This window comes from Natronomonas sp. (assembly GCF_036625485.1).
In the GTDB taxonomy this organism is placed as follows: Archaea; Halobacteriota; Halobacteria; order Halobacteriales; family Haloarculaceae; genus Natronomonas.
In genome coordinates this window covers 20,088-41,973 of sequence record NZ_JAZKTR010000005.1, presented here as the reverse complement: position 1 = coordinate 41,973, position 21,886 = coordinate 20,088, and the positions used below count along the sequence as shown (strand labels likewise).

Here is a 21,886-nt window from a genome sequence, read left to right as displayed (position 1 = left end):
CACCTCGAGAACGTCTGGGCGGACCTCGAGGATGACCCCTCCGCCGAGGACGTCGCCGCTATGATGGAAGAGTACCCCAGCGCGGACCTCCCGTCCTCGCCGGACCCGCTCATCCACGTCTTCGAGGACCCCGAACGCCCCCAGCCCCGCATGGACCGCATGCTCGGCGACGGGATGGCCGTGGCCGCTGGCGGTATCGAGGAGACGCCGGGGGGCGTCCAGTACAACTGTCTGGCCCACAACACGATCCGCGGCGCAGCAGGGGCCAGCGTGCTGAACGGCGAACTCCTGCTCGAAGAAGGCTACCTGTAAGGCGTTTTGAGGGTTCGTTTTCTGGAGTGGCTGTTTCGGTCGGTTTTCTGGTGATAGCTACTCGAAAGGGAACGCAACCACACCCGAAGCCCTCGGCCGGCTTGACCCTCCGGGCCTCGTTGTGCTCCTCGTCGCTCACTTCGTTCGCTCCTGCGGTGCTTACGTCGTCCGGGAGGGACCGACCCGACCTCGCCCTTCGAGTCCCCCGAGGACCGCAACCGCACCACACGCCTCCCCAACCGACTCCTTCCCTCACTTCGTTCGGTCAGTCGTCCCTCGCGCGTTGGCTGGCCTGACCGCCGCTCGGGCGAGCCTCGCGGCGGTCGACCAGCGCGCGCCATTTATAAATGCTCAACTGGCCGGGAGCGAGTGGCCGCCCGTGGCGGCCCTCGCGACTCGGGGGAGGGCAGGGCGGTGCGGTCGCGGTTCCTCGGCGGAATGAAAGGGCGAGGCCCGGTGGCGCCGGAGGGGAGTCGCTAAGCGGGCACTATCCGACCGTAGGGAGGATATCCTGCTTAGCGACCGCCAGCGGGCAGAGGGCTTTCCGGTCGTTTGCGGTTGGAAAGACGCCAAGCCCGATTTATAAAAGAACGAAAGAAACTGCAGAGAGTCCAGCGAGTTACTCGGAGTCGGTAATCGAGCCGTCGCCCTGATACAGCGAGTACTCCTCGCAAAGCGCATCCACCTCAGCAGACGCCTCGGCCTTGACGTCCTCGTCGTCGGGGTTGTCGACGACCCGGTAGATGATGTCGGCGACCTGTTCGCAGGCTTCCTCGTCGAAGCCGCGGGTGGTCAGCGCGGGCGTGCCGGCGCGGATGCCGGAGGGGTTGAACGGCGAGCGCGTCTCGCCGGGGACGGTGTTCTTGTTCAGGACGATACCGACTTCCTCGAGGGCTTCCTCGGCGACGGTGCCGGAGGTGTCGGGGTGGGATTCCCGGAGGTCCACGAGAACGAGGTGGGTGTCGGTGCCCTCCGAGACCAGCGAGAAGCCGTGTTCCTGGAGGCGCTGGCCGAGCGCTTTCGCGTTGTCGATGATCTGCTGGGCGTACTGTTCGAATTCGGGCTGGAGGGCCTCCTTGAAGCCGACGGCCTTGCCGGCGATGTTGTGCATGAGGGGGCCGCCCTGTGCGCCGGGGAAGACGGCCGCATCGATGTCGTCGGCGTACTCCTCGTCGCACATGATGATGCCGCCGCGGCCCGCACGGATGGTCTTGTGCGTCGAACCCGTGACGAAGTCGGCGACGCCGACGGGCGATTCGTGGACGCCGGCAGCGACGAGGCCGGTGATGTGAGCGATGTCGGCGAGGTGGTAGGCGTCGACCGAATCGGCGGTGGCCTGCACGCGCTGGAAGTCGACCTCGCGGGGGTAGGCGGAGTAGCCGGAGACGATGATGTCGGGGTCGAACTCCTCGGCGAGCGAGTCGAGTTCCTCGTAGTCGATGTAGCCCGTCTCGGGGTCGACCTCGTACTGTTCGACCTCGTAGGTCTTGCCCGTGAAGTTGGCGGGGTGGCCGTGGCTGAGGTGGCCGCCGTGTTCGAGTTCCAGCGAGAGGATCTTGTCGCCGGGTTCGAGCATCGCGAGGTAGACGCCCATGTTGGCCTGCGTACCGGAGTGGGGCTGGACGTTGACGTGCTCGGCACCCCAGAGTTTCTCGGCGCGCTCGATGGCGAGTTCCTCGACCTCGTCGGCGTACTCACAGCCGGCGTAGTAGCGCTCGCCGGGGTAGCCTTCGGCGTACTTGTTGGTCAACTCGGAGGACTGGGCTTCGAGAACGGCCTCCGAGACGTGGTTCTCGGAGGCGATCATCGCCAGCGTGTTCTCCTGTCTGTCGCGTTCGCCTTCGAGGGCGTCGGCCACCGCGGGGTCGACCCCACGGACCGTATCGTAGCTCATGTGAATAGGTCGGGAACGCCGAGACAAGAAGCTACCCGTTCTTGGCAAGCAACTCCGGTGTCGGTGGTCGCAGGGAGTCCGTGGTTCACGTCAGGCGAGGCTGTCCCGTCGAAACGGGTACCGTGTCGTGGCGGTGCCGTCATCCACCGGGCTAGGGCATACTACTATACACTCGGGAAATCTCCGCAAGTATTGATGGTCGAGTGGGTAGCCAGCGACGATTGCCTCCGCGGGTTCGGCGAGCGAGAGTCCGTCCGCCTCGGACTCGCGGGCTGGCGGCCGCGGGGACATCCACCAGCGCTTCGGGCGTCGGTCGACGCCGCGACCGTGGGCACCACCTGCGGACTCCGGTTGCCGGCCACCACTCGCGTGGCGGATGGGACTCCGCTGTCGACGGGAGCATCGTTCGACGGGGGCGTCCACCGACTCGTCGTCGACGGCACCATCGAGACGCGAATCGCGTTCGAGGGGGCGGCGAGCCTCGAGACCGGCGGCGAGGACGACGATGACAGCGTCTGGGTCCGGTTTCCGGCGGAAACAGCCGTCGCGGTCGGCTTCCGTGAGGAGCCGCCCGAACGCCCCTCGCTGTCGGTGCCGCCGACGCCGGCGGGGCTGGCCGCGGCAGTGACGGCGGCCGGCGCGACGCCCCGGACGACCAACCCTCGACGGTCGCATCCGGGTTTTCGACCGCGAACGCCCGCGGTCGCACTCGACGGGTCGGCGACGGCGGCGGTGCCGACTGACCTGCTCTCCGGCCGCCCTGACGACGACCCGCCCACGATGACGGTCCCGGATTCGACGACGGCCGTCCTCGTGGCCGCGCCGCTTGCGTACTACCTCGGGGCGCGGCTTCGCATCGAGGAAGGGCCGCCCCGGCTTCGCGGCCCCGGTCTCGACCGGGCGTTCGCGCCCCTGCCGGAGTTCGCCGAGGACGCCGCCGACGCGTTGCGCCGGCTGGTCGCGCTCGATTGCCGGCTTCGGTCGCTGCCGGGTGAAGCGCCGAGTCGGCCGTCGGGAATCGAGGCCGGTATCGAGGACCGGCCGCCGACCGAGCGCCTCGCGGCGGCCCTCGAGTGTGACCTCGAGGGGTTACCGGCGTGGCCGTTGTCGACCTACGTCGACGACGACCCCGCCAACGGCCGATATCTGCCGTACCTGCTGGACCGGTTGAGCCTCGTCCATCCGGCGTCCGCGTCGAGCCTCGACCCCAAAGCACTGCTCGAACGGAGCCTCGACGAGTTCTTCCGCGGGGAGGCACCGAACGTCGATGCGGTCGACCCGGCGCTTTCCGAGAGCCGGCATCACGCGTGGCTCGGGGAGGGGACGCCAGTCGACGCCTACACTCTGCTCGGCGCCCCGACGGGCGGCACCTCGTCCGGTGGGGACCTCACCGTCGACGTCGTCTGCAACGACGCGGCGATGGCGGCCGAACGGGACGTCGCGGGGGTCTACCGGCAGCGACTCGCGGCCGACGCCGCCGACGTGACGGTCCACGAACGGCTCTCGACAGCGGAACTGGCGGCGGTACTCGAAGCGGAGGCGGACCTCGTCCACTTCATCGGCCACTGCGAGGTCGACGGACTGGTCTGTCGGAACGGCACGCTCTCGGCGGCCGACCTCGGAACCTGCGGCGCCGAGGCGTTCTTCCTCAACGCGTGTGGCTCCTACTACGAGGGGTTCGACCTCGTCCGGCAGGGGGCGTCTGTCGGCGCGGTGACGCTGACGACCGTACTCGACGAACAGGCCGTCTCGCTGGGGACGACGTTCGCCGAACTGCTCGCCGCAGGGTTCGCCTTCGAGCGGGCGCTGTCGCTCGCTCGCGGCGAGATCATCGTCGGCCGCGACTACGCGGTGGTCGGCGACGGGACCCACCGACTCCGACCGGCCACGCACGCGCCGGGTGTCTTCACGGTCACGCCGACGGACGGCGACCGCTATACGGTTCGCTACGACGTGACGCCGCCCGATGGGGCCGGCCGACGATACTGGGACCCCCTCACCGAGGGGTACCGGCCCTGTGGTGAATCGGCGCCGGAGACGATGGACGGCGACCGGCTCCGAGAGTTGCTTTCGAGGACCACCCAACCGGTCCGCTACGACGGCGCCCTCCGGTGGTCGGACGAGTTAGCGCACGAGATGAGTGAATCCCGACAGACCTAAAAGACGGGACCGACTCCCCTCAAATAAGCGTGACCGGCCCTTGCCGGTTATTTAAATATTGTTTTCGTGTGTTCCGCGCATAGGCCCGCTAATATTAAATATGCTGTAGAACATACTAACGCTCACGATAATGGAATCAAACCTTCTCGAGCGGACGGTGGCGGACGTACTTTCCGAGGCGCTTTCGACGGTCGACGACGAGCTGTTCGTGGTCAATCCCACGACCGAGACGATCGACAAACTGGTCGACGTGATGGGCGACGAGGGGCCGACCGTTCGCCTCCTCGCCGGCGAGAGCGTCCTGAAATCCGTCATGGATGACTTCCTCGTCGCGAGCCGTGCCGCCGACCACGTCGAGGCCGGCCGTCTCGAAATTCGCACCTACGAGGAACCGACCAACACGCTGCTCGTGACCGACTCGACGGTCGTCTCGGTGGTCCGCGCCGACGGCCGCGTCGCCGGCCTGACCACCGACGACGAGGCGTTCATCGAGAGCGCATACGCTCGCTTCAGCGAGGCGTGGGACGACGCCGACGCGTTCAATCTTCGGACGCCGGCCATCTCGCGGGTCGAATCGACGCTCCGTGAGGGCCTCGGCGAGCCGACCGCCGACGACTTCGAGAGCGTCCTCGCGTCGCTCGAAACCGCTCGCGGCAACGGCAACGGTCTCGACGAGGTGACCATCTCGCTTCTGGTCGCCGCCAAGAACGAGGACCTGCTCTACGACATCTCCAAGTGGGGCGAGGACGTCGGCATCGCCTCGAAGGCCACCTTCTCGCGGACCAAGAGCCGCATGGAGGAGATGGGCCTCATCGACACCGAGAAGGTCCCCATCGACGTCGGCCGCCCGCGCCTACGCCTGAAGCTCGGCGACGACCGACTCCGTGACGCCGACGCCGGCCAACTGGCCAGCGTCGCCCAGTCGATGCTCGCGGCCTGATCTCGGTTCCTTCTTCCGTGCCTTTATCGACGCGTCGCCTGAAGCGACGCGTATGCATCTCACTTCGACGCAAATCCCGCTCGAGACGGTGATACCGTGACGACGGTCGGCTTCGTCGGCGACGGCCCCGCGATCGAGGCGATCTCGGCCGCCCTCTCGGATGCGTCGGCCGCGACGACGACCGTCGACCCGGGCGCCATCGCCGGCGCGGACATCGCCGTCGTCGCGGCGCCGGTCGGCGACAGCGCCTTCCAGACGGCGGCGACGGCCGCCAGGGGGTCGGGCACGCCCGTCGTCTCGGTCGAACTGGGCGGCATCGGTGGCGAACCGGTCGCCGGCGTCGACGCCGCCGTCTCCGGCTACGCCCCGGGGACGGCCTGCTTCGACTGTCTCTGCGGCCGTATCGCCGCGACCGACCCCGAAACCGACGATGGCGACTGTGCGGTAGCGACTGCCCGGTTTGCGGGCGCGCTCGCTGGCCGGGAACTCGCCTCGCTCGTCGCCGGCGGCCAGTCGACGCTTCTCGGCGGCGTTATCGAGGTGCCACACGCCCAGCGGCGGGTCCTGCCGGTGCCGTACTGCGAGTGTGGCGAGGACCCCTCGCGGGGGGCGGTTCCCCGCGAGCGGGCCGAGCGGTCGCTGGAGGAATCGCTGTCGCTGGCGGAGGGCGCCTTCGACGCTCGTCTCGGCCCGATCACCGAGGTCGGCGAAGCCGAGTCCTTCCCCGTTCCGTACTATCTGGCGACGCTGGCCTCGACGCCCTTCTCCGATGCTGACGCCCCCAGCCACGCGGCGGGCGTCGGCGCCGACTGGGACCCCGCATTCATGAAGGCACTCGGCGAGGCGCTCGAACGGTACAGCGCCGCGGTCTATCGGACCGGCGAACTCATCAGCGAGCCGTCGACTCCCGTCGCCCCCGAGCGGTTCGTCCAACCGGGTGACGCGACGGCTGAATCGGCAATCGAGTACTGGCATCCCGCCGAGGACCTCGCGACCGGCGACCCCGTCGAACTGCCGGCCGAACTCGTCGTCTTCCCGCCGCCCGAACGGAACGTTCGCCCGCCGATCACGACCGGACTGGGACTCGGCAACGACGGCATCGAGGCGCTGTTGTCTGGCCTCTACGAGGTCATCGAGCGCGACGCCGCGATGCTGTCGTGGTACTCGAGCTACGACCCGCTCGGGCTGGCCGTCGACGACGAGGGCTTCGAGACGCTCGCTGCTCGGGCCGAAAGCGAGGGCCTCGATACGACGGCCCTGCTGTTGACACAGGACGTCGACGTGCCGGTCGTTGCGGTCTGCGTCCACCGCGAAGACGAGTGGCCGCGCTTTGCGGCGGGGATGTCCGCTGACCTCGACCCCGAGGCGGCCGCCCGCGGCGCGCTGGAGGAGGCCATCCAGAACTGGCTCGAACTCCGCCGGATGGGCCCCGACCGCGCGGCCGACGAGTCGGGGGCCATCGGCCATTACGCCGACCTCCCCGAGGCGGCGCGGGCGTTCGTCTCGCCGGAGACGACCGTCCCGGCCGACAGCGTCGGCCCCGAAACGGCGCCGGACGGGGCGGCCGAACTCTCCGCCGTCGTCGACCGGGTCGCCGACGTGGGCCTCGACGCCTACGGCGCGCGGGTGACGCCGCGGGACGTGGCCTCGCTCGGCTTCGAGGCGGTTCGGGTCGTCGTTCCGGCGGCGCAACCGCTTTTCACCGGCGACGCCTATTTCGGCGAGCGCGCGCGGTCGGTGCCCGATTCCCTCGGTTTCGAGTTCCAGCCCGAACGTCCAATGCATCCGTTCCCGTAGGTTCCCCGGCGAAAGCCTGCGGGTGGACCGGCCGTTTCTACATGTACATCCGGTCTTCGGGACGATGCTCCTTCTGTTGGGCTTCGAGTTGGGCGGCCAGTTCCGCGTACTTCTCGGAGACGGCCGCCGCGAACTCTTCGAGGGGACCGGTATCGAGGTCGAGTTCGTAGACGGCTTCGACGGCTTCCAGCAGGCGCAGCGAGGCGTCGACGTCCGGTACCTGTTCGTGAACCGGGGTGGTGAAGATGCAGGCCTTCAGCGGTTCCTCGATGGCTCGCTCCATCAGCGCGCCGTTGAGACCGTCGAGGAACCCGCCGGGCATCGGCGCGACGTCGTGGTCGCCGCCGAGGCGGGCCCGCTGGTAGTCCTCGCTGGCGACGTAGAACGGGCGGTGGTCATCGGGGCCGTGTGCGATAGGGACCCCCGAGAGGACGACCACCTCCTCGACGCTGCTGGATTCGGTGTATTCGAGGATGGCGTTGCCGAACGGCTCGGCGGCGTAGGTCGGAACGAACAGTTCGCCGACGGCGATGGTGATATCGAACCCGGGCTTCGAGAACAGTCGGGTGTGGTGGCGCGGCGTCCCGTTCTCGAAGGGCGTCACTGCGGGCAACTGATCGACGGCGATGTGGCCAGTCTCCTCGAGTTCGAGCTGTTTCCGGATGTAGTCGACGGCCGTCAGTCCGGCGAGACCGTACTGGGCGAAGCCGGCCACCAGCGTCTCCGTCGGGTTCGGGTGGTTGATGTCGAAATCGGGTGGACGGTGAGTGCCAAACATACTCTCACAATCGCGGGGCTCGGTCTTAGCTTGCGGGGGCGGAACGCTTTTTTCGCCCCCCGGCGACGGGATGGGTATGTCTGGCTTCTGGGCAGTTCTGCAGGCGGGGACGCCGACGCCGACGGAGGCGGCGGAGCCGTTGGTTCGTCCGCCGTGGCTGCCCGACTACGTCCCGATGTTCGGTTATCGGCTGGTGTTGGCGGTGGCGCTGGTCGTGGGGTCCTACTACTTCTCGCAGTTGCTCCGACAGATCCTCGGGCGCCGTATCGCCCGCCGGTTCAAACGCCCGTCGGTGACCCGGACCATCCTCCGGGGGATGCAGACGTTCATCGTGCTTTCGGCGATCATGGTCGCGCTGTCCTTCTTCGGCCTCGGCTTCGGCAACCTCGCCCTCTCCGTGGGTGTCTTCTCGGCGGTGGTCGGTATCGTCCTCGCGCCGATCATCGGGAACATCCTCAGCGGCGTCTTCGTCCTCTCCGAACAACCCTACGAGATCGGCGACATGGTCGAGATAAAGGACACCGAGACGAAGGGGTTCGTCGAGGACATCACGCTGCTGTACACCAAGGTGTTCACCCTCGATAACACCTTCATGGTCATGCCCAACGGGGCGATGCGGGACCGCGACATCGTCAACTACTCCGCGGAGGACACTCGCATCCGGCTGACGCTGGACGTCGGCGTCACCTACGAGAGCGACATCGGGACCGCACGCAAGCAGATGGAGGCCGCCGCCCGCCACACCGAGGGCGTCCTGAAGGGGGGTCCCGACATCCGTATCGGAAGTGCCCGATACCCGGCCTCGCCGACCTGCTATGTCAACCAGTTCGGCGACAGCGAGGTGCTGTTGCGGCTTCGCTACTGGGCTCACGAACCCTACAAGCAGACGGCGGTCCGCTCGCGGGTGATGTCGCACGTCTGGGAGCGGTTCGAGGAACACGACATCGAGATCCCGTACCCGCACTCGCATCTGGTCTTCGACGATACCAGCGGCGAGATGCAGGTCGCGATGCGGGAAGCCGCGGAGGGGCCGGCTACCCAGCAGAGCGGAGCGACCAGACGGGACGAACCGGAGAACGCGGAGGGCGAGGAGGGCGGCGAATCGTCGGCTGATACCGAAACCGAGGACGACGCGGACGCTACGGGCTCGCAGTGATCACCTTACACTCCAACTCGCGACGGAGGAAATCCTCGACGTCGGGGTCGTCGACGAGGCGACGGACCATCGACCGCCAGCGGCTGGCCTGTTTCTGACCGATGACGACGAAATCGGCGTCCTCCTCGGCGACCTCGTCGAGGATGGTCTCTTCGACGAGAAAGCCCGGTCGGACGACGTAGCGAGCGAAATTCAGCCGGCCGAACTCCCGTTCGACGGCCCGTTTGAGTTCGGTCCGGGTGACTCGCTGGTCGTTCTGATAGAGGTTCACGTGAAGAACGGTCAGTTCGGCCTCCTCTTCGCGCGCGATGTCGATAGCGCGTTTCACGGTCGCCCGGGAGTGTTCGGAGAGAGGGTACCTGACGGGCACGAGGACGAGCGTCATTTGTTGGGGCAAGCAGGGGGTCGGCCCTCAAGCTTCCGGTCGTCTCACCGATCCGTATCACAGGCCCGTCCGAACGATTCGGCCTTCGAGTTCGGGGGCGATACCGACCTCACGAGCGTACTCGGCCAGTATCTCGTACTGGATGTCGAGTCGGCGGATGGCGTTCCGCTCGGTAAGCGTCGGGAACTCGGCGTCGGTATGCAGAAGGAACTCCGAGGTGGCGAGCCGATAGGTTGCCTCCGGGTCGATGGGCTCGCCGTCGACGCGGGCCTCGACGAGTTCGTCCTCGCTGTAATCGTAGACGAGGCGGGCGCCGGAGACGTGGGCGTGCCACCAGTCCGATTGTCCGAAGCCGGTCGTTTCGGCGCCCTCCCGGAAGAGGTCGACCAGTTCCGTTCCGGAGAGTTCGGCGACGGCCATCGACTCCTCGAAGGGAACGAGGCTGACGAGGTCGGCGACGGTCACCTCGCCGGCGAGCGGCGCGCCGGTTCGGATGCCGCCGCTGTTCTGGAGGCCGACGACGGGCGGGTCGGCGCCGAGTTCGCGCTGGGCGGCCCACCGATAGGCGTCGGCGACGAAGTTGCCGACACGGCTCTCGCCGCGGAAGGCCTCCCCTTCGGTGCGACGGATCGGCTCGTCGACGCGACCGACGACCTCGTCGAGGCCGGCGGCTTCGAGGCGGTCCCGATAGGTCGCCGCGAGGTCGGCATCCAGCGGCGCCTCGGCGACGGTGTGGCGGGTCACCTCGTCGGCCGCGAGGTCGATCTCGAGGACGACCTTGCCACCGGCGCCCGGGCGGGTCAGGAGCGTGCCGGCGGTCCGTTCGATGCGTTCGGAGTGGACGTGGCCGCCGAGGACGACGTCGATGTCGCAGGCGGCCGCGAGGCGCTCGTCGGCGCGACCGAGATGCGACAGCGCGACGACGTGATCGACGTCACGGTCGCGGAGGGCGTCGACGGCGCGGCGGGCCTCCTCGATGGGATCGGTGAGGGAAAGCGACTGGGCGTTCTCGTTGCCGGAGGGGGTCGTCGGGTCGGTGAGACCGAAGAAGCCGACGCGGTCGCCGTCGGCCTCGTGGATAGCCCACGGTCGACAGCCGGCAAAGCGGTCGCCCTCGCTGTAGATGTTGGCGGTGAGCCACTGCTGTGGGGAGGCCGCAACGAGTTCACGTGTGCGGTCGAGGCCGAAATCGAAGTCGTGGTTGCCGAAGGTTTCGACGGCCGGCGAGACGGCCTCGAAGAAATCCAGGGCCTGCCCGCCGCGGGTGGCAAGCGGGAGGACGCCGGGGGCGACGTTGTCGCCGGTCCCGCAGACGAGAGTGTCCGCCCCGCGACGCTCCGCGACGAGGCCGGCGATGCGGCCGATCCGTTCGGGGTCGTCGTGGGCGTTTTCGATATCCGAGTAGTGGAGGAGACGCACGTCCGGGTCGAGGAACGGGAGTCGCAAAACCGTATCGAGATCGGGGCATCGGCGTTTCGGTCTCCGCCCGGTCCCGGCTGCTTCGTGTCGGGACCGTGAGCGTTTTGCCGCCGGGCGGCCCACCGCCTGTATGGACGAACGAGAGGGTCCCGACGGGCAGACGCTGTACGTCTCTCGCGAGGTCGAACGCGGCAACAAGGCGCCGTTCCGTGTCGTCTACACGGACCCCGAGGCCGAGACTCGATGGGGGTTCTTCTGTGAGAACTGCGAGTCGTTCGACACCGCCGTCGACTCGATGGGCCGCATCCAGTGTAACGTCTGTTCGAACTTCCACAAGGCCGAGGAGTGGGACGCCGCCCACGAGTAACTATCTCTATACGTTCCCGAAGAACCGGCTTACTGCAACCGTATCCCTGATCATCCGTAGCTTATAGGTCACCCACCGGGCACGTACTAATCTTTATCTCCCAGCGTGACGAATCCCCAAATGAATGGGAGCTGTTAGCACATCCCTCGACGAGGAGGCACGAGACATCTTCACCGACCTTGGCTACGAGGTTTCCGAGGATGGCGAGGAACTCCGCGCCGAACGCAAATGGCGGACCGTCCACGTGACGACTGCCGATCCCGAACAGGCCGCGACACACGGTAACTTGCGCTGTTTCGTCACGCGGGCGGAGGAGGCATCGACCGTCCGCGAACGGCTACTCGCCGTCGAACCCGATTACGACTGGGCGGTCATCAGCGTCGAGGAGAACGGCTATCAGGTGCTGCATCCGAGCGCGGACGTGCTGCCGGCGCCCTGACGGGCGCTATCGGCTGAACTCGTCCGTCGCCGCCGAAACCCCCGCGCCGGGGGCCACGTCGATTCCCTTCCTTGCGAGCGTCTCGCCGAGCGCGCCGACGGTCTCCAGTACCGGCCCGCGGCGGGCGCCATAGCCCATACAGCCGACGCGGACCGCCTCGTCCGCGAAGGCACCGAGGCCCGTCGCGATTTCGACGTCGTATTCCGCACGCATCGTCTCGACGACCTCGCCGGGGTCGAGCCCGCCCGGCAGTCGGGCGGTGATGAGACTCGGCAGCCGGACCGACTCGTCGACGACCGGTTCGAGGCCGAGCGCCCACAGGCCCTCCTGGAGGGCCGCGGAGGCGCGCTTGTGGCGGTCCCAACGGGCTTCGAGGCCCTCCTCGTGGACGATCCGGAGCGCCTCACGCAGGCCGTAGACGTTGTTTATGGGTGCGGTGTGGTGGTAGGCGCGTTCATCGCCCCAGTAGTCGTCGAGCAAGGAGAGGTCGAGATACCACGACCGGACCGGCTCCTCGCGGGCGTTGATCTTGGCCATCGCGTCGTCGCTGACCGAGAGGGGACTCGCGCCCGGCGGACAGGAGAGACACTTCTGAGGGCCGGCGTAGGCCGCGTCGATGTTCCACTCGTCCATCCGGAACTCGACGCCACCGATGGAGGTCACACAGTCGGCGACGACCAGGGCGCCGTGGTCGTGGGCGGCGGCCGTAATCTCTGCCATCTCCGGTTGGCGAACGCCCGTCGAGGTTTCGGCGTGGACGACGCCGACGACCGAGGGGTCGTGTTCGGCGCAGGCGTCGGCCACCGTCTCGGGGTCCAGTGGCTCGCCCCATGGCGCCTCGACGGTGACCGGCGTGCCGCCGGCCCGGCGGACCATCTCGGCCATCCGGTCGCCGAAGTAGCCGTTGCCGGGCACGAGTGCGGTTTCACCGGGCTCGACCAGATTACCGATGGCGGCTTCCATCGCGGCCGATCCGGTGCCGCTGACCGGAATCGTCCGCTGGTTGTCGGTCCGCAGCGTCTCGCGGAGCAGCGTCTGTGTCTCGTCCATCACCTCGATGAAGGCCGGGTCGAGGTGACCGACCGGCTCCGTTCCGAAGGCCCGGAGCACACGCGGGTGTGTCTCGCTCGGGCCGGGGCCCATGAGGAGCCGTTCGGGTGGCTGCAACTCGTCGACGGCAGATTCCATACACGAACGTGTACAGCCGCCGTACAAAAGGAAAGCGAATCGGGGGAGCCATCAGTCCGGTATCTGATAGGTCAGGATACCTTTAGGAGCCTGCGGGGAGTAGAACCGCTTGCGATGGTATTCAAGAAAATCACGCTCGTCGGTACGAGTGACGAGAGTTTCGATGCGGCGGTAGACGACGCCGTCGACCGAGCGGAGGCGACCCTGGATAACGTCTACTGGGTCGAAGTCGAGGAACTCGGTGTCGAAGTCGCCTCGGTTCCCGACCGAGAGTATCAGGCAGAAGTCGAGGTCGCTTTCCAGCTCGAATAACCATCGCGGTCCTTCGAAAGGGGAAGGAGCCACCCCGGACTCGTGCCGGGGATTTTTGAAGAACGAAGTACCGTCGACCAGCCGCCGCGCTCGTCTCGTTACGTCCGGAACGACTCGCCACAGCCGCATTCGCTTTCGGCGTTGGGGTTCTCGACGTGGAAGCCCGCACCCTGCAGGCCGCCCTCGAAGTCCAGCACCGAGCCGTCGACGTACTTCTGGCTCGCCGGGTCGACGAAGATCCGGAGCCCGTGGTGTTCGGTTATCGCGTCGTCTTCCTCGGGTTCGAGGTCGAAGCGGAGCCCGTAGGAGAGGCCCGCACAGCCGCCCTGCTGGACGAACAGTCGAAGGCCTGCCTCGTCGGTGTCGTAGCCCTCGTTGGTGAGAAGGTCCAGCGCCTGGTCGGCGGCCGCCTCGGTGACCTCTACCGGTTGGTCGGTCGTTTCGGCGGTCTGGCTCATGCCATACTGTATCAGACCCAGGGACATAACCCTGACGCACCGGTTTATATAGGCAGGACGAGCCTACCGGCGCTCGTCAGAGGGTCCGAACGCCCCGATTCGCAACGGGATGGATACGGCGTCCTGTGAACTGGTCTACCACGGGTTCCACAATGGTTTTAGCCTTGCTCGACCTATATTAAGGCGTATCATGAACAATCATTTCGAAGACGCCCGACACCACCTGAAGCGAGCCGCAGAGACCGCGAAAGCCGGCGTTTCCGAGGAACTCGAACCGCTCCGCGAGAAGGCACAGGACCTCATGAACCGCGAGGAAGACGAACCCGAACCCGGCCGGTTCGAGGAACTCAAACAGGAGCTCAAGGAACTGCAGGAGAAGGCCGAAGGCGAGACCCGCGAAGCCATCCAGGACGCCCGCGAGAAACTCGACAGCTACCGCAACCAGCGCACCGAACAGTAACCGCGTCGGTTGAAAAGGGTTAAGTCCGGCCGTCCGATATTTCGACGCGCGGGTCGGTGGTCTAGGTCGGTTATGACACCTCCTTCACACGGAGGAAGCCGGCGGTTCAAATCCGCCCCGACCCATGAGTATTCTCTCGGAGCGAAGCTCTGCTGAGCGGAGCGAGTACGCGCAATGGGGAGGGAAGGATTCGAACCAGGCGAGTCGCGCGCAGCGAAGCGAGCACGTCTCGACACGGTTCGAATCCGCCCGAAACGACGACCGAGGCTATCCCGTTCGCTCTTCCAGATACACCTCCGCCCGCTCTAGCATCTCGTCTTTCAGGCCGATGAAGACGCCGCCGTCCTTGCCGCCGACGAAGGTGTTCTCGCCGGATTCGATGATCTCGTTGAGGTCGGGATGTTCGACGTCGATGTGGGTGCTGCTGGCGCCGGATGCCTCGTCTTTCTCGTGGACGTACACCGTGGCGCCTTCGAGTTCGTGTTTGGATTCGTGGGGGCCGGTCATATCGGGTAGTCGGCCGCCAGCTCCAAAAGCGTCGGCCGGTGTCTGCAGATTTTAAACTATTCGCACGTTCTCCAACTGTGTGTCACTGATTGTCTTACTTTTGACTGTGGTGTGGTAAGTTCGTCAATCGTTGCCAATGGCTTTTGGAAAGTTTTGTCACTAGCTACTTCATCGTGACTCCCGCGGAACACCCATGCGCATCGACAGACGTTCGATGTTGAAGATGCAGGAGCGGCAATCGGCGGCTCGTTGTTCTCGACGACCGGCACGGGTGGGGGAAGCTGGTCGACGACGCGCTGGATACCACCAGCGACGAGCTACAGGAGGCGCTGTTCGTCCTTCAGCCGGGATCGAACTACGACTTCTTCGACGGGTATACGCTCCCGGAGGGACGCTTCGAGATGGAAGCGCTCGATATCGTCTACGCGAAGGCGACCGGGACGGAGAACGACCGCAGCGAGTCCGTGAGTACCGCCTTTTTGAGGGCTGGTGCCCACCCGACGATGCCGACGTGAACGACGCCTTGCAGGAGTGGAAATCGGAGATGCAGGCCGAACACGCCATCGAGAACCCCGACCTCGACGAGGGCCACCGAATCGAGGGTGTGACGCAGGTGAACTATCGAATCGCCTTCGAGTACGACCCGGCGGCCGACGCGCTCGAACGAGCCGAGACCGAACAGGTCGACGAACTCGCGGATCCGGAACTGCTGTCGTGTTCCTGTGGCGTGCGCGGAATGACGCGTGCGGAGGCGCTGAGCCACATCGAGGCGGCCGGAGAGTAGATTTCAGCGCACCGATCTGACCGGGACTTTATTGCGGTGCCGTCTGACGTGCGTCATATGGACGAGAACAAAGCGGTGGTGGCAGTGTTCGGCCTCGCCATCGGTGCGGCCACCGTCTACGTCATCTATCGGTTCATCGCGGCGTTTACCATCGCGGCGTTCCTCTATTATTCGACCCGGAAGTTCTACAACTACCTCAGCAGACTCCGGATTCCGGCCCGGACTCGTGCGGTATTGACGCTCTCGTTGCTCGGGCTTCCACTACTGTTCTTACTCAGTTACACGCTCGTTTTGATGGTACTGGAGGTTCGGCGATTCGTTCAGGAGAACCCCTTCGTCATGTCGACCGTCGAGGACACGCCGTGGTTCCAGAACACCGAGGACCTTCCGCAGTTGACGATAGACGGCCTCATCCGGGCGTACCAGACCGGCCAGATGGACCCCTTCATCGACTTCGCGGTCGACCAGGCTGGATACGTCACCAGCATCCTGTCGTCGTTCGTACTCAACCTGTTCATAATCGTCGTCGTCACCTACTACCTGCTCATCGAGGGCTGGAAGATCCGGGAGTGGTTGCTCGATTTCGAGGACGGTTCGACTGCGAAGGAGTTCTTCCAGGCGGCCGACGAGGAACTGGAAGCGGTTCTCTACGGCAACCTTCTGAACGTCATCGCGATCGCGATCATCGCCGTCGTATCGTATCTCGGCTATAACGCGTTTGCGCCGTCGACCGTAGAGGTCCCGTATCCTGTCCTCGCGGGAGTGCTGACGGGCATCGCGAGCCTGATTCCGGTCGTCGGAATGAAGATCGTCTACATCCCGCTGGCGGCTGCGGCCGCGCTGCCTTCCGTTTTGGGTGGGGACCCGTCGATGCTAATCTACGTCGTGGGCTTTCTCGCGCTTGCGGTCGTCATCGTGGACACGATTCCGGACCTGCTGTTGCGGCCGTATCTCAGCGGCAACCGGACCCACGTCGGACTGTTGCTTCTGGCCTACATCTTCGGGCCCATCATCTTCGGGTTCTACGGGCTCTTCCTTGCGCCCATCCTGCTCGTGTTGGCGCTTACCTTCGTCGACGTGGCTCTCCCGCCGCTACTCGGCGCCGAACCGAGCGACGACGACCGTCTCCCACCGAGCCAGCGGCGTCTCGACGAGTTCTGATACGACTCGTTGTATGGGTCTGTCGGACGCGCTTTTGCTGTCCGGACCGGCGCCCTCGGCAGGTGTTATCCGAGGCTGAAAACGGACGGAACCGTTTATGTGGTGTAGTCCGAAGGGATAGATACCGAATGAGTGCTCCGTGTAGCTGTCGCGACGACTCCGTTCTGGCGGTCGATCCGCCCGCCAACGTACTTTTGCGTGCGCCAGCGCTGTCCCAGAGCGGAACCTCGGTGTGTCCGCGGGTCGGTCCCGATGCAGCCACGGAACGGAACCTCCTTTTCGTCTCGCTGTCGGGGAACCCGGACGACCGATTGGATTCGTGGCGCCGTCACGGCGGCCTTCCCGAGAAAGTGGCCATCGTCACGGCCGACGCGACACGGAGCGCGGCGGCGACCGACGGTGCCTCCGGTATGTGCCGGTCGGGTGGCACGGTCATCTCGACGACGACGGTCTCCGAACCGGGCGACCTGACTGGAATCGGCATCAAGATGAACAAAGCGCTCTCGGCGTGGGAGGACGACGACGCCCGAACGCACGTCTGCTTCGACTCGCTTACGACGCTCCTGCAGTACGTCGATACCAGACGGGCCTTCCAGTATCTCCACGTGACGACGAAGCGCATCGAATCCGCCGGGGCGATAGCCCACTACCACATCGACCCCAACGCACACGACGATCAGACGTTGGCGACCATCGAGAGCCTCTTTTCGGACGTCTTCGAGTACGACACGGAAACCGGAACGTGGGCCCGGATTTGAGGCCACACCCGCTATCTCCCATCCGTTCGGTTTGGTTCGATTCGGTTCAGTTTCCCGACGTGAGGCTCGTATGCGCCACGACTGGCCGTGATCTCTATTGTCACGACAAGATGTGACACGGGCACTACCGGGATATTAAAAGCCGGCTATACTGAGCAGAGAAGTTATACGTTTCATCCCGAATCTCACCGGTAAGGGAACGCGTTACGCATAGATGACAGAACGAGATACGACACCGGACGATGAACGTGACCAACCGGAGACGGTTGGCGGCTTCCAGTTCGGGGTGACCGACGGCGGCGAGGACGCCGACGAGCGGCCGCCGACACGGGCCGACGGCGCCGGCGCCGGCCGCAGCGCGGGATTCGATTTTCAGGAGTGGCTCGGAAGTTCGCTGTCGGACCGCCGTGAGAAGGACTCCGGCTCCGAGGAAACCGGGTCGGTCGACATGACGGCGGCCGAATCGGTCAGTTTCGCTGGCTTCGATTTCGGCGAGTGGCTCGACGCCACCGAGGCGGAGGCGGTCGAAACCGAAACGGCCGAGACCGAGCCGGAACCCGATCTCGGTCCGACCTACTCGGGCTTCGACTTCCGCCAGTGGATGGCCGACGACGGCGCAACCGGTCCGACGGAACCGCCGGAGACGCCCCGTGTCGTCGGCGCGACGCCGGAACCCGACGTCTCGACGCGGGCACGACTGCTCGGCCTGCTCCCGTTCGTCGGTGGCCCCACGGAAGTCGACACCTACCCCGGCGGCTTCGAGTTCGCCGAATGGCTCGCCGAGGGCGAAGGTACCGCAGAGATCATCGACCCCATCGACCCGGGCCCGGAACCCCGAACCGGTCGAGGACGCATCAGCGACCATCGAGGGGCCGGGCTACCCGACCCCGCCGGGCGGGAGCATCACCGACACGCCGCCCGTCAAGGCCGCCGCGTTCGCGCTCTTTGCGGCGAGTCTCGTCGCGGTCGGGCTGACGCTGACGGGAGCGATCGGCGCGCTCGGACCGGCAGCCGGGTTCGGTAGCCCGGCCCCCGCCGACGATGGCGGCGAACCGGTCGCGACGGCCACACCGACGCCGACGCCGGAGAACGGCAGCGCGCTCGATCCGATCACCGACCCGATCTTCGGGTGACGCGTTCGGAAAAGCAGTTTCAGCGGTTCGCTTCTATTCGAGGCCGAGATCGACGTCGAAGCTGTTGCCGGCCCGTGGCACGCCCTTCGCGGTGACGGTTTCGCCGTTCATGAACGCGGCGGCGTCGCTGGCAAGGAACTGGACGACGTCGGCGATGTCCTCGGTGTGGCCGATGCGGCGGTCGACCTCCTCGCGGGCGGGCATCTGGTCTTCGTCGATGCCGAGCGTCTCGGCGACGCCGGGCGTCTGGATGAGCCCGGGGGCGACGCAGTTGACGCGGATGCCGTATTTGGCCCATTCGGTCGCCAGCGTCTCGGTCAGGCGGATGATGGCCGCCTTCGAGGCGCTGTAGTGGCTCTCGTGGGGCGCGGCGTGCTGGCCGTTGACGCTGGCCATGTTGATGATGTCGCCACCGCCGTTTTCGCGCATGTACTCGCCGGCGGCCTGGATGCCGTGGCGGGTGCCGTGGAGGTTGAGGTCGACGATGGACTTCCAGCCGTTCTCGGAGATGTCCTCGAAGGGGGCGACGAACTCACCGCCGGCGTTGTTGACCAGCAGGTCGACGCTGCCGAACTCCTCGACGGTTTCGTCGACGAACTCTTGGACTGCTTCGGCGTCCCGAACGTCGCATTCGACGGCGAGGGCGGTACCGCCCTCCTCGCGGATCCCTTCGGCGACTGGGTCGACGCGCTCCTGTGCGCGCGAACAGATAGCGACGTTGGCGCTGTCGGCGGCGAGTCGTTCGGCGATGGTCTTCCCGATACCCTGCGAGGCACCCGTTACGATGGCGTTGCGCCCCTCGACGCTGAACTGTGAGGTTGGCATACAAGCCCCAATGATTTACGGTGTTAAGTTAGTACCGGCACCGGAGACACCATCGCTAACCAATACGTCGCGAAGGGTGGATCATCCGCGGAGCGAACGCACCGCTTTCCGGGAAAACGTGTGCCAGCAACAAAGAATAACCCGCCTCGCTCGGTGCTTCGCCCATGGACGACGGCATCCCCGAACTGCTGGCCCGCCTCAAACTCCCCCTCTGTTATGCGATGGGCGGTATCTACATCATCGCCGGCATCATGCATTTCGTCGTCCCGGAGTCCTACGTCCAGATCGTGCCGCCGTATCTGCCAGCACCGCTGGCGCTCGTCTATCTCTCCGGTATCGCCGAGGCGGCCCTCGGCCTCGGCGTTCTGCATCCGCGAACGCGGCCCTACGCCGCGTGGGGGCTCATCGCCCTGCTGATCGCTATCTTCCCGGCGAACGTCTACATGGCGACCAGCGGCGTGGTCATCGAGGGGGCGTCGGCGCCGATTCGGGACCCCTCCTCGCTGGCGCGGTGGGCCCGTCTCCCGATGCAGGTCGTCCTCATCGCGTGGGCGTGGTGGTACACGACGCCGATACCGGACGCCGACTGATACCGCCGGCTTGTCGTCCGGTCGCACTCCCGACCGGCCTTTATCAGGGCCGCCGTCGAATCACGAGATATGTCTACCTTCGTGGTCGTCGGCGGGGACGCCGCTGGGATGAGCGCTGCCAGCAAGGCCAAACGCGATGACCCGGACCTCGACGTCGTCGTCTTCGAGAAGGGACAGTGGGTCTCCTACGGCGCCTGCGGCCTGCCGTACTACGTCAAAGGCGAGATCCAGACGCTGGAGGAACTCGTCTCGGTGACGCCCGAGGAGTTCCGCGAGGAACGCGATATCGACCTGCGGACGGGCCACGAGGTGGTCGAAACCGACCCCGGGGACCGTACCGTTACGGCCGAAAGCGACGACGGCGAGGTGACCGTCGACTACGACCACCTGCTCATCGCAACCGGCGCCGAATCGGTCGTCCCGCCCATCGACGGCAAGGACCGCGAGGGCGTCTACACGCTCGGGTCGATGACCGACGGCAAGGAACTGCGCGATTTCGTCGCTCGGTCCCGGGAGGAAAGCCCGCTCGAACAGCCGGACCGCGGGCCGGCCTGCCACTTCCTCGAAACCTGTGAGGCCCCCATCGCCATCGTCGGCGGCGGCTACATCGGCGTCGAGATGGCTGAGGCGCTGGCCGAAAACGACTTCGAGGTCCATCTCTTCCAGCGGGGCGACCGAATCCTCAAGGGTTTCAGCGAAGCGACCAGCGAGGCGGTCCGCGAGCACGTCGAATCGAACGACGTCGCGGTGTACCTGAACGCTGAGGTCGAGGCCTTCGAGGGCGACGACGAGGTCGAGGCCGTCGTCACGGCCCACGGCGAACGCACCGAGGTGGGGATGGCGCTGCTCGGCGCGGGCGTCCGACCGCGAACCGACCTCGCGGAGGCGGCGGGCGTCGAACTCGGGCCGACCGGCGCCATCGCGACCGACGAATATCGGGAGACGAACCTGCCGGACGTCTACGCGGCCGGCGACTGCGCGGAGGCCGAACACGTCGTCACCGACGAGTCGGTCTACGTCCCGCTGGCGCTGACCGCCAATCGGCATGGGCGTGCCATCGGCCAGACCGTCGCCGGAAACCGCACCGAGGGCGGCGGTGTCGCCGGCACGGCGGCGGTCAAGGCCTTCGACGTCGAGGCCGCCCGCACTGGGTGTCTCGACCACGAGGAAGCATGCGAGGCGGGATTCGACCCCGTGACGAAGACCATCGACGCCAAATCCCGCGCGGGCTACTACCCCGAGGGCGGCACCGTCAAAGTGACCCTGACTGCCGACCGGGAAACCGGGCGCGTTCTCGGGGCCAGCCTCGTCTCCGAGTACGGCGAGGGGGCGGTCCACCGGAGCCACGCCATCGTGGGCGCCGTCACCGAGGGCATCACCGTCGAGGAACTGGCGAACTACGACCTCGCCTACGCGCCGCCGTTCAACACGACGTGGGACCCCGTCTTGACCGCGGCGAAGGTACTGGGTGGGAAACTGTGAGGCTCCACCGCCGCCGATTCCTCGCCGTCGGTGGTGGCGTCCTCGGAGTCACGGTGGCCGGGTGTACGGACGGCGGCCCCTCCGACGACGCCGACCCGGACGCCAACGGGACGGCGACCGACGGCGGGACGGACACAGGAGATGGCGGGACGGAGTCGGAGGGAACTGCCACCCGAACCGGCGATGGCTCGGAAGAACTCGACCTCCGTGAGGCGAACGTCGTCGGCGTCGAAGCCGAACGGGGCGACGGTGAGGTCCGGTTCTCCGTGACCCTGATCCACGACGACGACGGCGAGGACGGCTACGCGAACTGGTGGCAGGTCGATACGCTCGACGGCGAACGGGTCGGCCGCCGGGATCTCGCACACGCTCACGGGACCCAGGAGTTCACGCGTTCCGACACCTTCGAGGTCCCCGACGACCTCGCCTGTGTCGTGGTCCGTGGGCACGACCAGACACATGGATACGGTGGGCAGGCGATGTTACTCGACATCGACGCGGGGGCGACCCGGTCGGTTCGACAGGGGAGCGAACCTGTTGAACTCCACGCCGAGGACTGTCAGGAATAGACACGTTCGTGT

23 protein-coding genes, 1 tRNA gene and 1 pseudogene are annotated in these 21,886 nt (G+C 66.3%); 17 read left to right on the top strand and 8 right to left on the bottom strand.

What is annotated here, in order from left to right; all coding sequences use genetic code 11:
- Nucleotides 1-312, top strand: a pseudogene (locus V5A53_RS01385) (aspartate-semialdehyde dehydrogenase); the annotation flags it as partial.
- A gap of 619 nt (nucleotides 313-931) precedes the next feature.
- Here the strand turns inward: V5A53_RS01385 and glyA are convergent.
- Nucleotides 932-2,206: a serine hydroxymethyltransferase gene (gene glyA / locus V5A53_RS01380; RefSeq protein ID WP_332311766.1), complete on the bottom strand. Its 1,275-nt coding sequence runs from the start codon at nucleotides 2,204-2,206 to the stop codon at nucleotides 932-934.
- 195 nt (nucleotides 2,207-2,401) lie between these two features.
- On the opposite strand from glyA, the gene V5A53_RS01375 reads away from it, so the two are divergent.
- From V5A53_RS01375 to V5A53_RS01365, 3 genes are all read left to right on the top strand, one after another.
- Nucleotides 2,402-4,366, top strand: coding sequence for a hypothetical protein (locus tag V5A53_RS01375; RefSeq protein WP_332311765.1), 1,965 nt, complete (start codon nucleotides 2,402-2,404; stop codon nucleotides 4,364-4,366).
- A 130-nt stretch (nucleotides 4,367-4,496) separates the two neighbouring features.
- Nucleotides 4,497-5,306, top strand: coding sequence for a transcriptional regulator TbsP (gene tbsP, locus V5A53_RS01370; protein WP_332311764.1), 810 nt, complete (start codon nucleotides 4,497-4,499; stop codon nucleotides 5,304-5,306).
- Between the two features lie 96 nt (nucleotides 5,307-5,402).
- Nucleotides 5,403-7,103 (top strand): YcaO-like family protein, encoded by a 1,701-nt coding sequence (locus tag V5A53_RS01365; protein ID WP_332311763.1) that lies wholly within the window; start codon nucleotides 5,403-5,405, stop codon nucleotides 7,101-7,103.
- A 37-nt stretch (nucleotides 7,104-7,140) separates the two neighbouring features.
- Here V5A53_RS01365 and V5A53_RS01360 read toward each other — a convergent pair whose 3' ends face one another.
- Nucleotides 7,141-7,881, bottom strand: coding sequence for a proteasome assembly chaperone family protein (locus V5A53_RS01360; protein ID WP_332311762.1), 741 nt, complete (start codon nucleotides 7,879-7,881; stop codon nucleotides 7,141-7,143).
- A gap of 70 nt (nucleotides 7,882-7,951) precedes the next feature.
- Here V5A53_RS01360 and V5A53_RS01355 point away from each other — a divergent pair, with 70 nt between their 5' ends.
- Nucleotides 7,952-9,037, top strand: coding sequence for a mechanosensitive ion channel family protein (locus tag V5A53_RS01355; RefSeq protein ID WP_442928661.1), 1,086 nt, complete (start codon nucleotides 7,952-7,954; stop codon nucleotides 9,035-9,037).
- Here V5A53_RS01355 and V5A53_RS01350 read toward each other — a convergent pair.
- On the bottom strand, nucleotides 9,021-9,422 hold the full coding sequence (locus tag V5A53_RS01350; RefSeq protein WP_332311760.1) for a universal stress protein: 402 nt from the start codon (nucleotides 9,420-9,422) through the stop codon (nucleotides 9,021-9,023). The two genes, V5A53_RS01355 and V5A53_RS01350, sit on opposite strands and share 17 nt — an antisense overlap.
- 57 nt (nucleotides 9,423-9,479) lie before the next feature.
- Entirely contained in the window at nucleotides 9,480-10,841 is a 1,362-nt protein-coding gene (locus tag V5A53_RS01345) for a bifunctional metallophosphatase/5'-nucleotidase (protein WP_332311759.1), read from the bottom strand.
- Nucleotides 10,842-10,971: 130 nt separating this feature from the next.
- On the opposite strand from V5A53_RS01345, the gene V5A53_RS01340 reads away from it, so the two are divergent.
- Both V5A53_RS01340 and V5A53_RS01335 read left to right on the top strand, forming a co-directional pair.
- The gene (locus V5A53_RS01340; RefSeq protein WP_332311758.1) at nucleotides 10,972-11,208 is read left to right on the top strand and encodes a DUF5816 domain-containing protein; all 237 of its coding nucleotides are present in this window, start codon (nucleotides 10,972-10,974) and stop codon (nucleotides 11,206-11,208) included.
- Nucleotides 11,209-11,332: 124 nt separating this feature from the next.
- Nucleotides 11,333-11,647, top strand: a complete 315-nt coding sequence (locus V5A53_RS01335) for a DUF7116 family protein (protein WP_332311757.1) — start codon at nucleotides 11,333-11,335, stop codon at nucleotides 11,645-11,647.
- A gap of 6 nt (nucleotides 11,648-11,653) precedes the next feature.
- Here V5A53_RS01335 and V5A53_RS01330 read toward each other — a convergent pair whose 3' ends face one another.
- Entirely contained in the window at nucleotides 11,654-12,835 is a 1,182-nt protein-coding gene (locus V5A53_RS01330; RefSeq protein ID WP_332311756.1) for a pyridoxal-phosphate-dependent aminotransferase family protein, read from the bottom strand.
- Nucleotides 12,836-12,949: 114 nt separating this feature from the next.
- Between V5A53_RS01330 and V5A53_RS01325 the strand changes: the two genes are divergently transcribed.
- On the top strand, nucleotides 12,950-13,147 hold the full coding sequence (locus V5A53_RS01325; RefSeq protein ID WP_332311755.1) for a dodecin: 198 nt from the start codon (nucleotides 12,950-12,952) through the stop codon (nucleotides 13,145-13,147).
- A gap of 98 nt (nucleotides 13,148-13,245) precedes the next feature.
- On the opposite strand, the gene V5A53_RS01320 is transcribed toward V5A53_RS01325, so the two are convergent.
- Nucleotides 13,246-13,605 (bottom strand): HesB/IscA family protein, encoded by a 360-nt coding sequence (locus V5A53_RS01320; protein ID WP_332311754.1) that lies wholly within the window; start codon nucleotides 13,603-13,605, stop codon nucleotides 13,246-13,248.
- 190 nt (nucleotides 13,606-13,795) lie between these two features.
- Here V5A53_RS01320 and V5A53_RS01315 point away from each other — a divergent pair, with 190 nt between their 5' ends.
- Both V5A53_RS01315 and V5A53_RS01310 read left to right on the top strand, forming a co-directional pair.
- Nucleotides 13,796-14,065, top strand: coding sequence for a DUF7553 family protein (locus V5A53_RS01315; protein ID WP_332311753.1), 270 nt, complete (start codon nucleotides 13,796-13,798; stop codon nucleotides 14,063-14,065).
- A gap of 50 nt (nucleotides 14,066-14,115) precedes the next feature.
- A tRNA-Val gene (locus V5A53_RS01310) sits at nucleotides 14,116-14,190 on the top strand.
- Nucleotides 14,191-14,332: 142 nt separating this feature from the next.
- On the opposite strand, the gene V5A53_RS01305 is transcribed toward V5A53_RS01310, so the two are convergent.
- A complete protein-coding gene (locus tag V5A53_RS01305) occupies nucleotides 14,333-14,572 on the bottom strand; it encodes a hypothetical protein (protein WP_332311752.1) in 240 nt (79 codons plus the stop codon).
- A 544-nt stretch (nucleotides 14,573-15,116) separates the two neighbouring features.
- On the opposite strand from V5A53_RS01305, the gene V5A53_RS01300 reads away from it, so the two are divergent.
- The 4 genes from V5A53_RS01300 (at nucleotide 15,117) to V5A53_RS01285 (ending at nucleotide 18,299) form a co-directional block, all read left to right on the top strand.
- Entirely contained in the window at nucleotides 15,117-15,356 is a 240-nt protein-coding gene (locus V5A53_RS01300) for a hypothetical protein (RefSeq protein WP_332311767.1), read from the top strand.
- A 57-nt stretch (nucleotides 15,357-15,413) separates the two neighbouring features.
- Nucleotides 15,414-16,517 (top strand): AI-2E family transporter, encoded by a 1,104-nt coding sequence (locus V5A53_RS01295; protein ID WP_332311751.1) that lies wholly within the window; start codon nucleotides 15,414-15,416, stop codon nucleotides 16,515-16,517.
- Nucleotides 16,518-16,645: 128 nt separating this feature from the next.
- A complete protein-coding gene (locus V5A53_RS01290) occupies nucleotides 16,646-17,275 on the top strand; it encodes a DUF7504 family protein (RefSeq protein ID WP_332311750.1) in 630 nt (209 codons plus the stop codon).
- A gap of 214 nt (nucleotides 17,276-17,489) precedes the next feature.
- Entirely contained in the window at nucleotides 17,490-18,299 is an 810-nt protein-coding gene (locus V5A53_RS01285; RefSeq protein ID WP_332311749.1) for a hypothetical protein, read from the top strand.
- Between the two features lie 142 nt (nucleotides 18,300-18,441).
- Here V5A53_RS01285 and V5A53_RS01280 read toward each other — a convergent pair whose 3' ends face one another.
- Complete coding sequence (locus V5A53_RS01280) at nucleotides 18,442-19,233, bottom strand: SDR family NAD(P)-dependent oxidoreductase (RefSeq protein ID WP_332311748.1); 792 nt, start codon at nucleotides 19,231-19,233, stop codon at nucleotides 18,442-18,444.
- A 164-nt stretch (nucleotides 19,234-19,397) separates the two neighbouring features.
- On the opposite strand from V5A53_RS01280, the gene V5A53_RS01275 reads away from it, so the two are divergent.
- From V5A53_RS01275 to V5A53_RS01265, 3 genes are all read left to right on the top strand, one after another.
- A complete protein-coding gene (locus V5A53_RS01275; protein WP_332311747.1) occupies nucleotides 19,398-19,823 on the top strand; it encodes a DoxX family protein in 426 nt (141 codons plus the stop codon).
- A 69-nt stretch (nucleotides 19,824-19,892) separates the two neighbouring features.
- Nucleotides 19,893-21,305 (top strand): FAD-dependent oxidoreductase, encoded by a 1,413-nt coding sequence (locus tag V5A53_RS01270; protein WP_332311746.1) that lies wholly within the window; start codon nucleotides 19,893-19,895, stop codon nucleotides 21,303-21,305.
- Complete coding sequence (locus V5A53_RS01265) at nucleotides 21,302-21,874, top strand: hypothetical protein (RefSeq protein ID WP_332311745.1); 573 nt, start codon at nucleotides 21,302-21,304, stop codon at nucleotides 21,872-21,874. Before V5A53_RS01270 ends, V5A53_RS01265 begins: the two co-directional genes overlap by 4 nt.
- The last annotated feature ends 12 nt before the right edge of the window (nucleotides 21,875-21,886 follow it).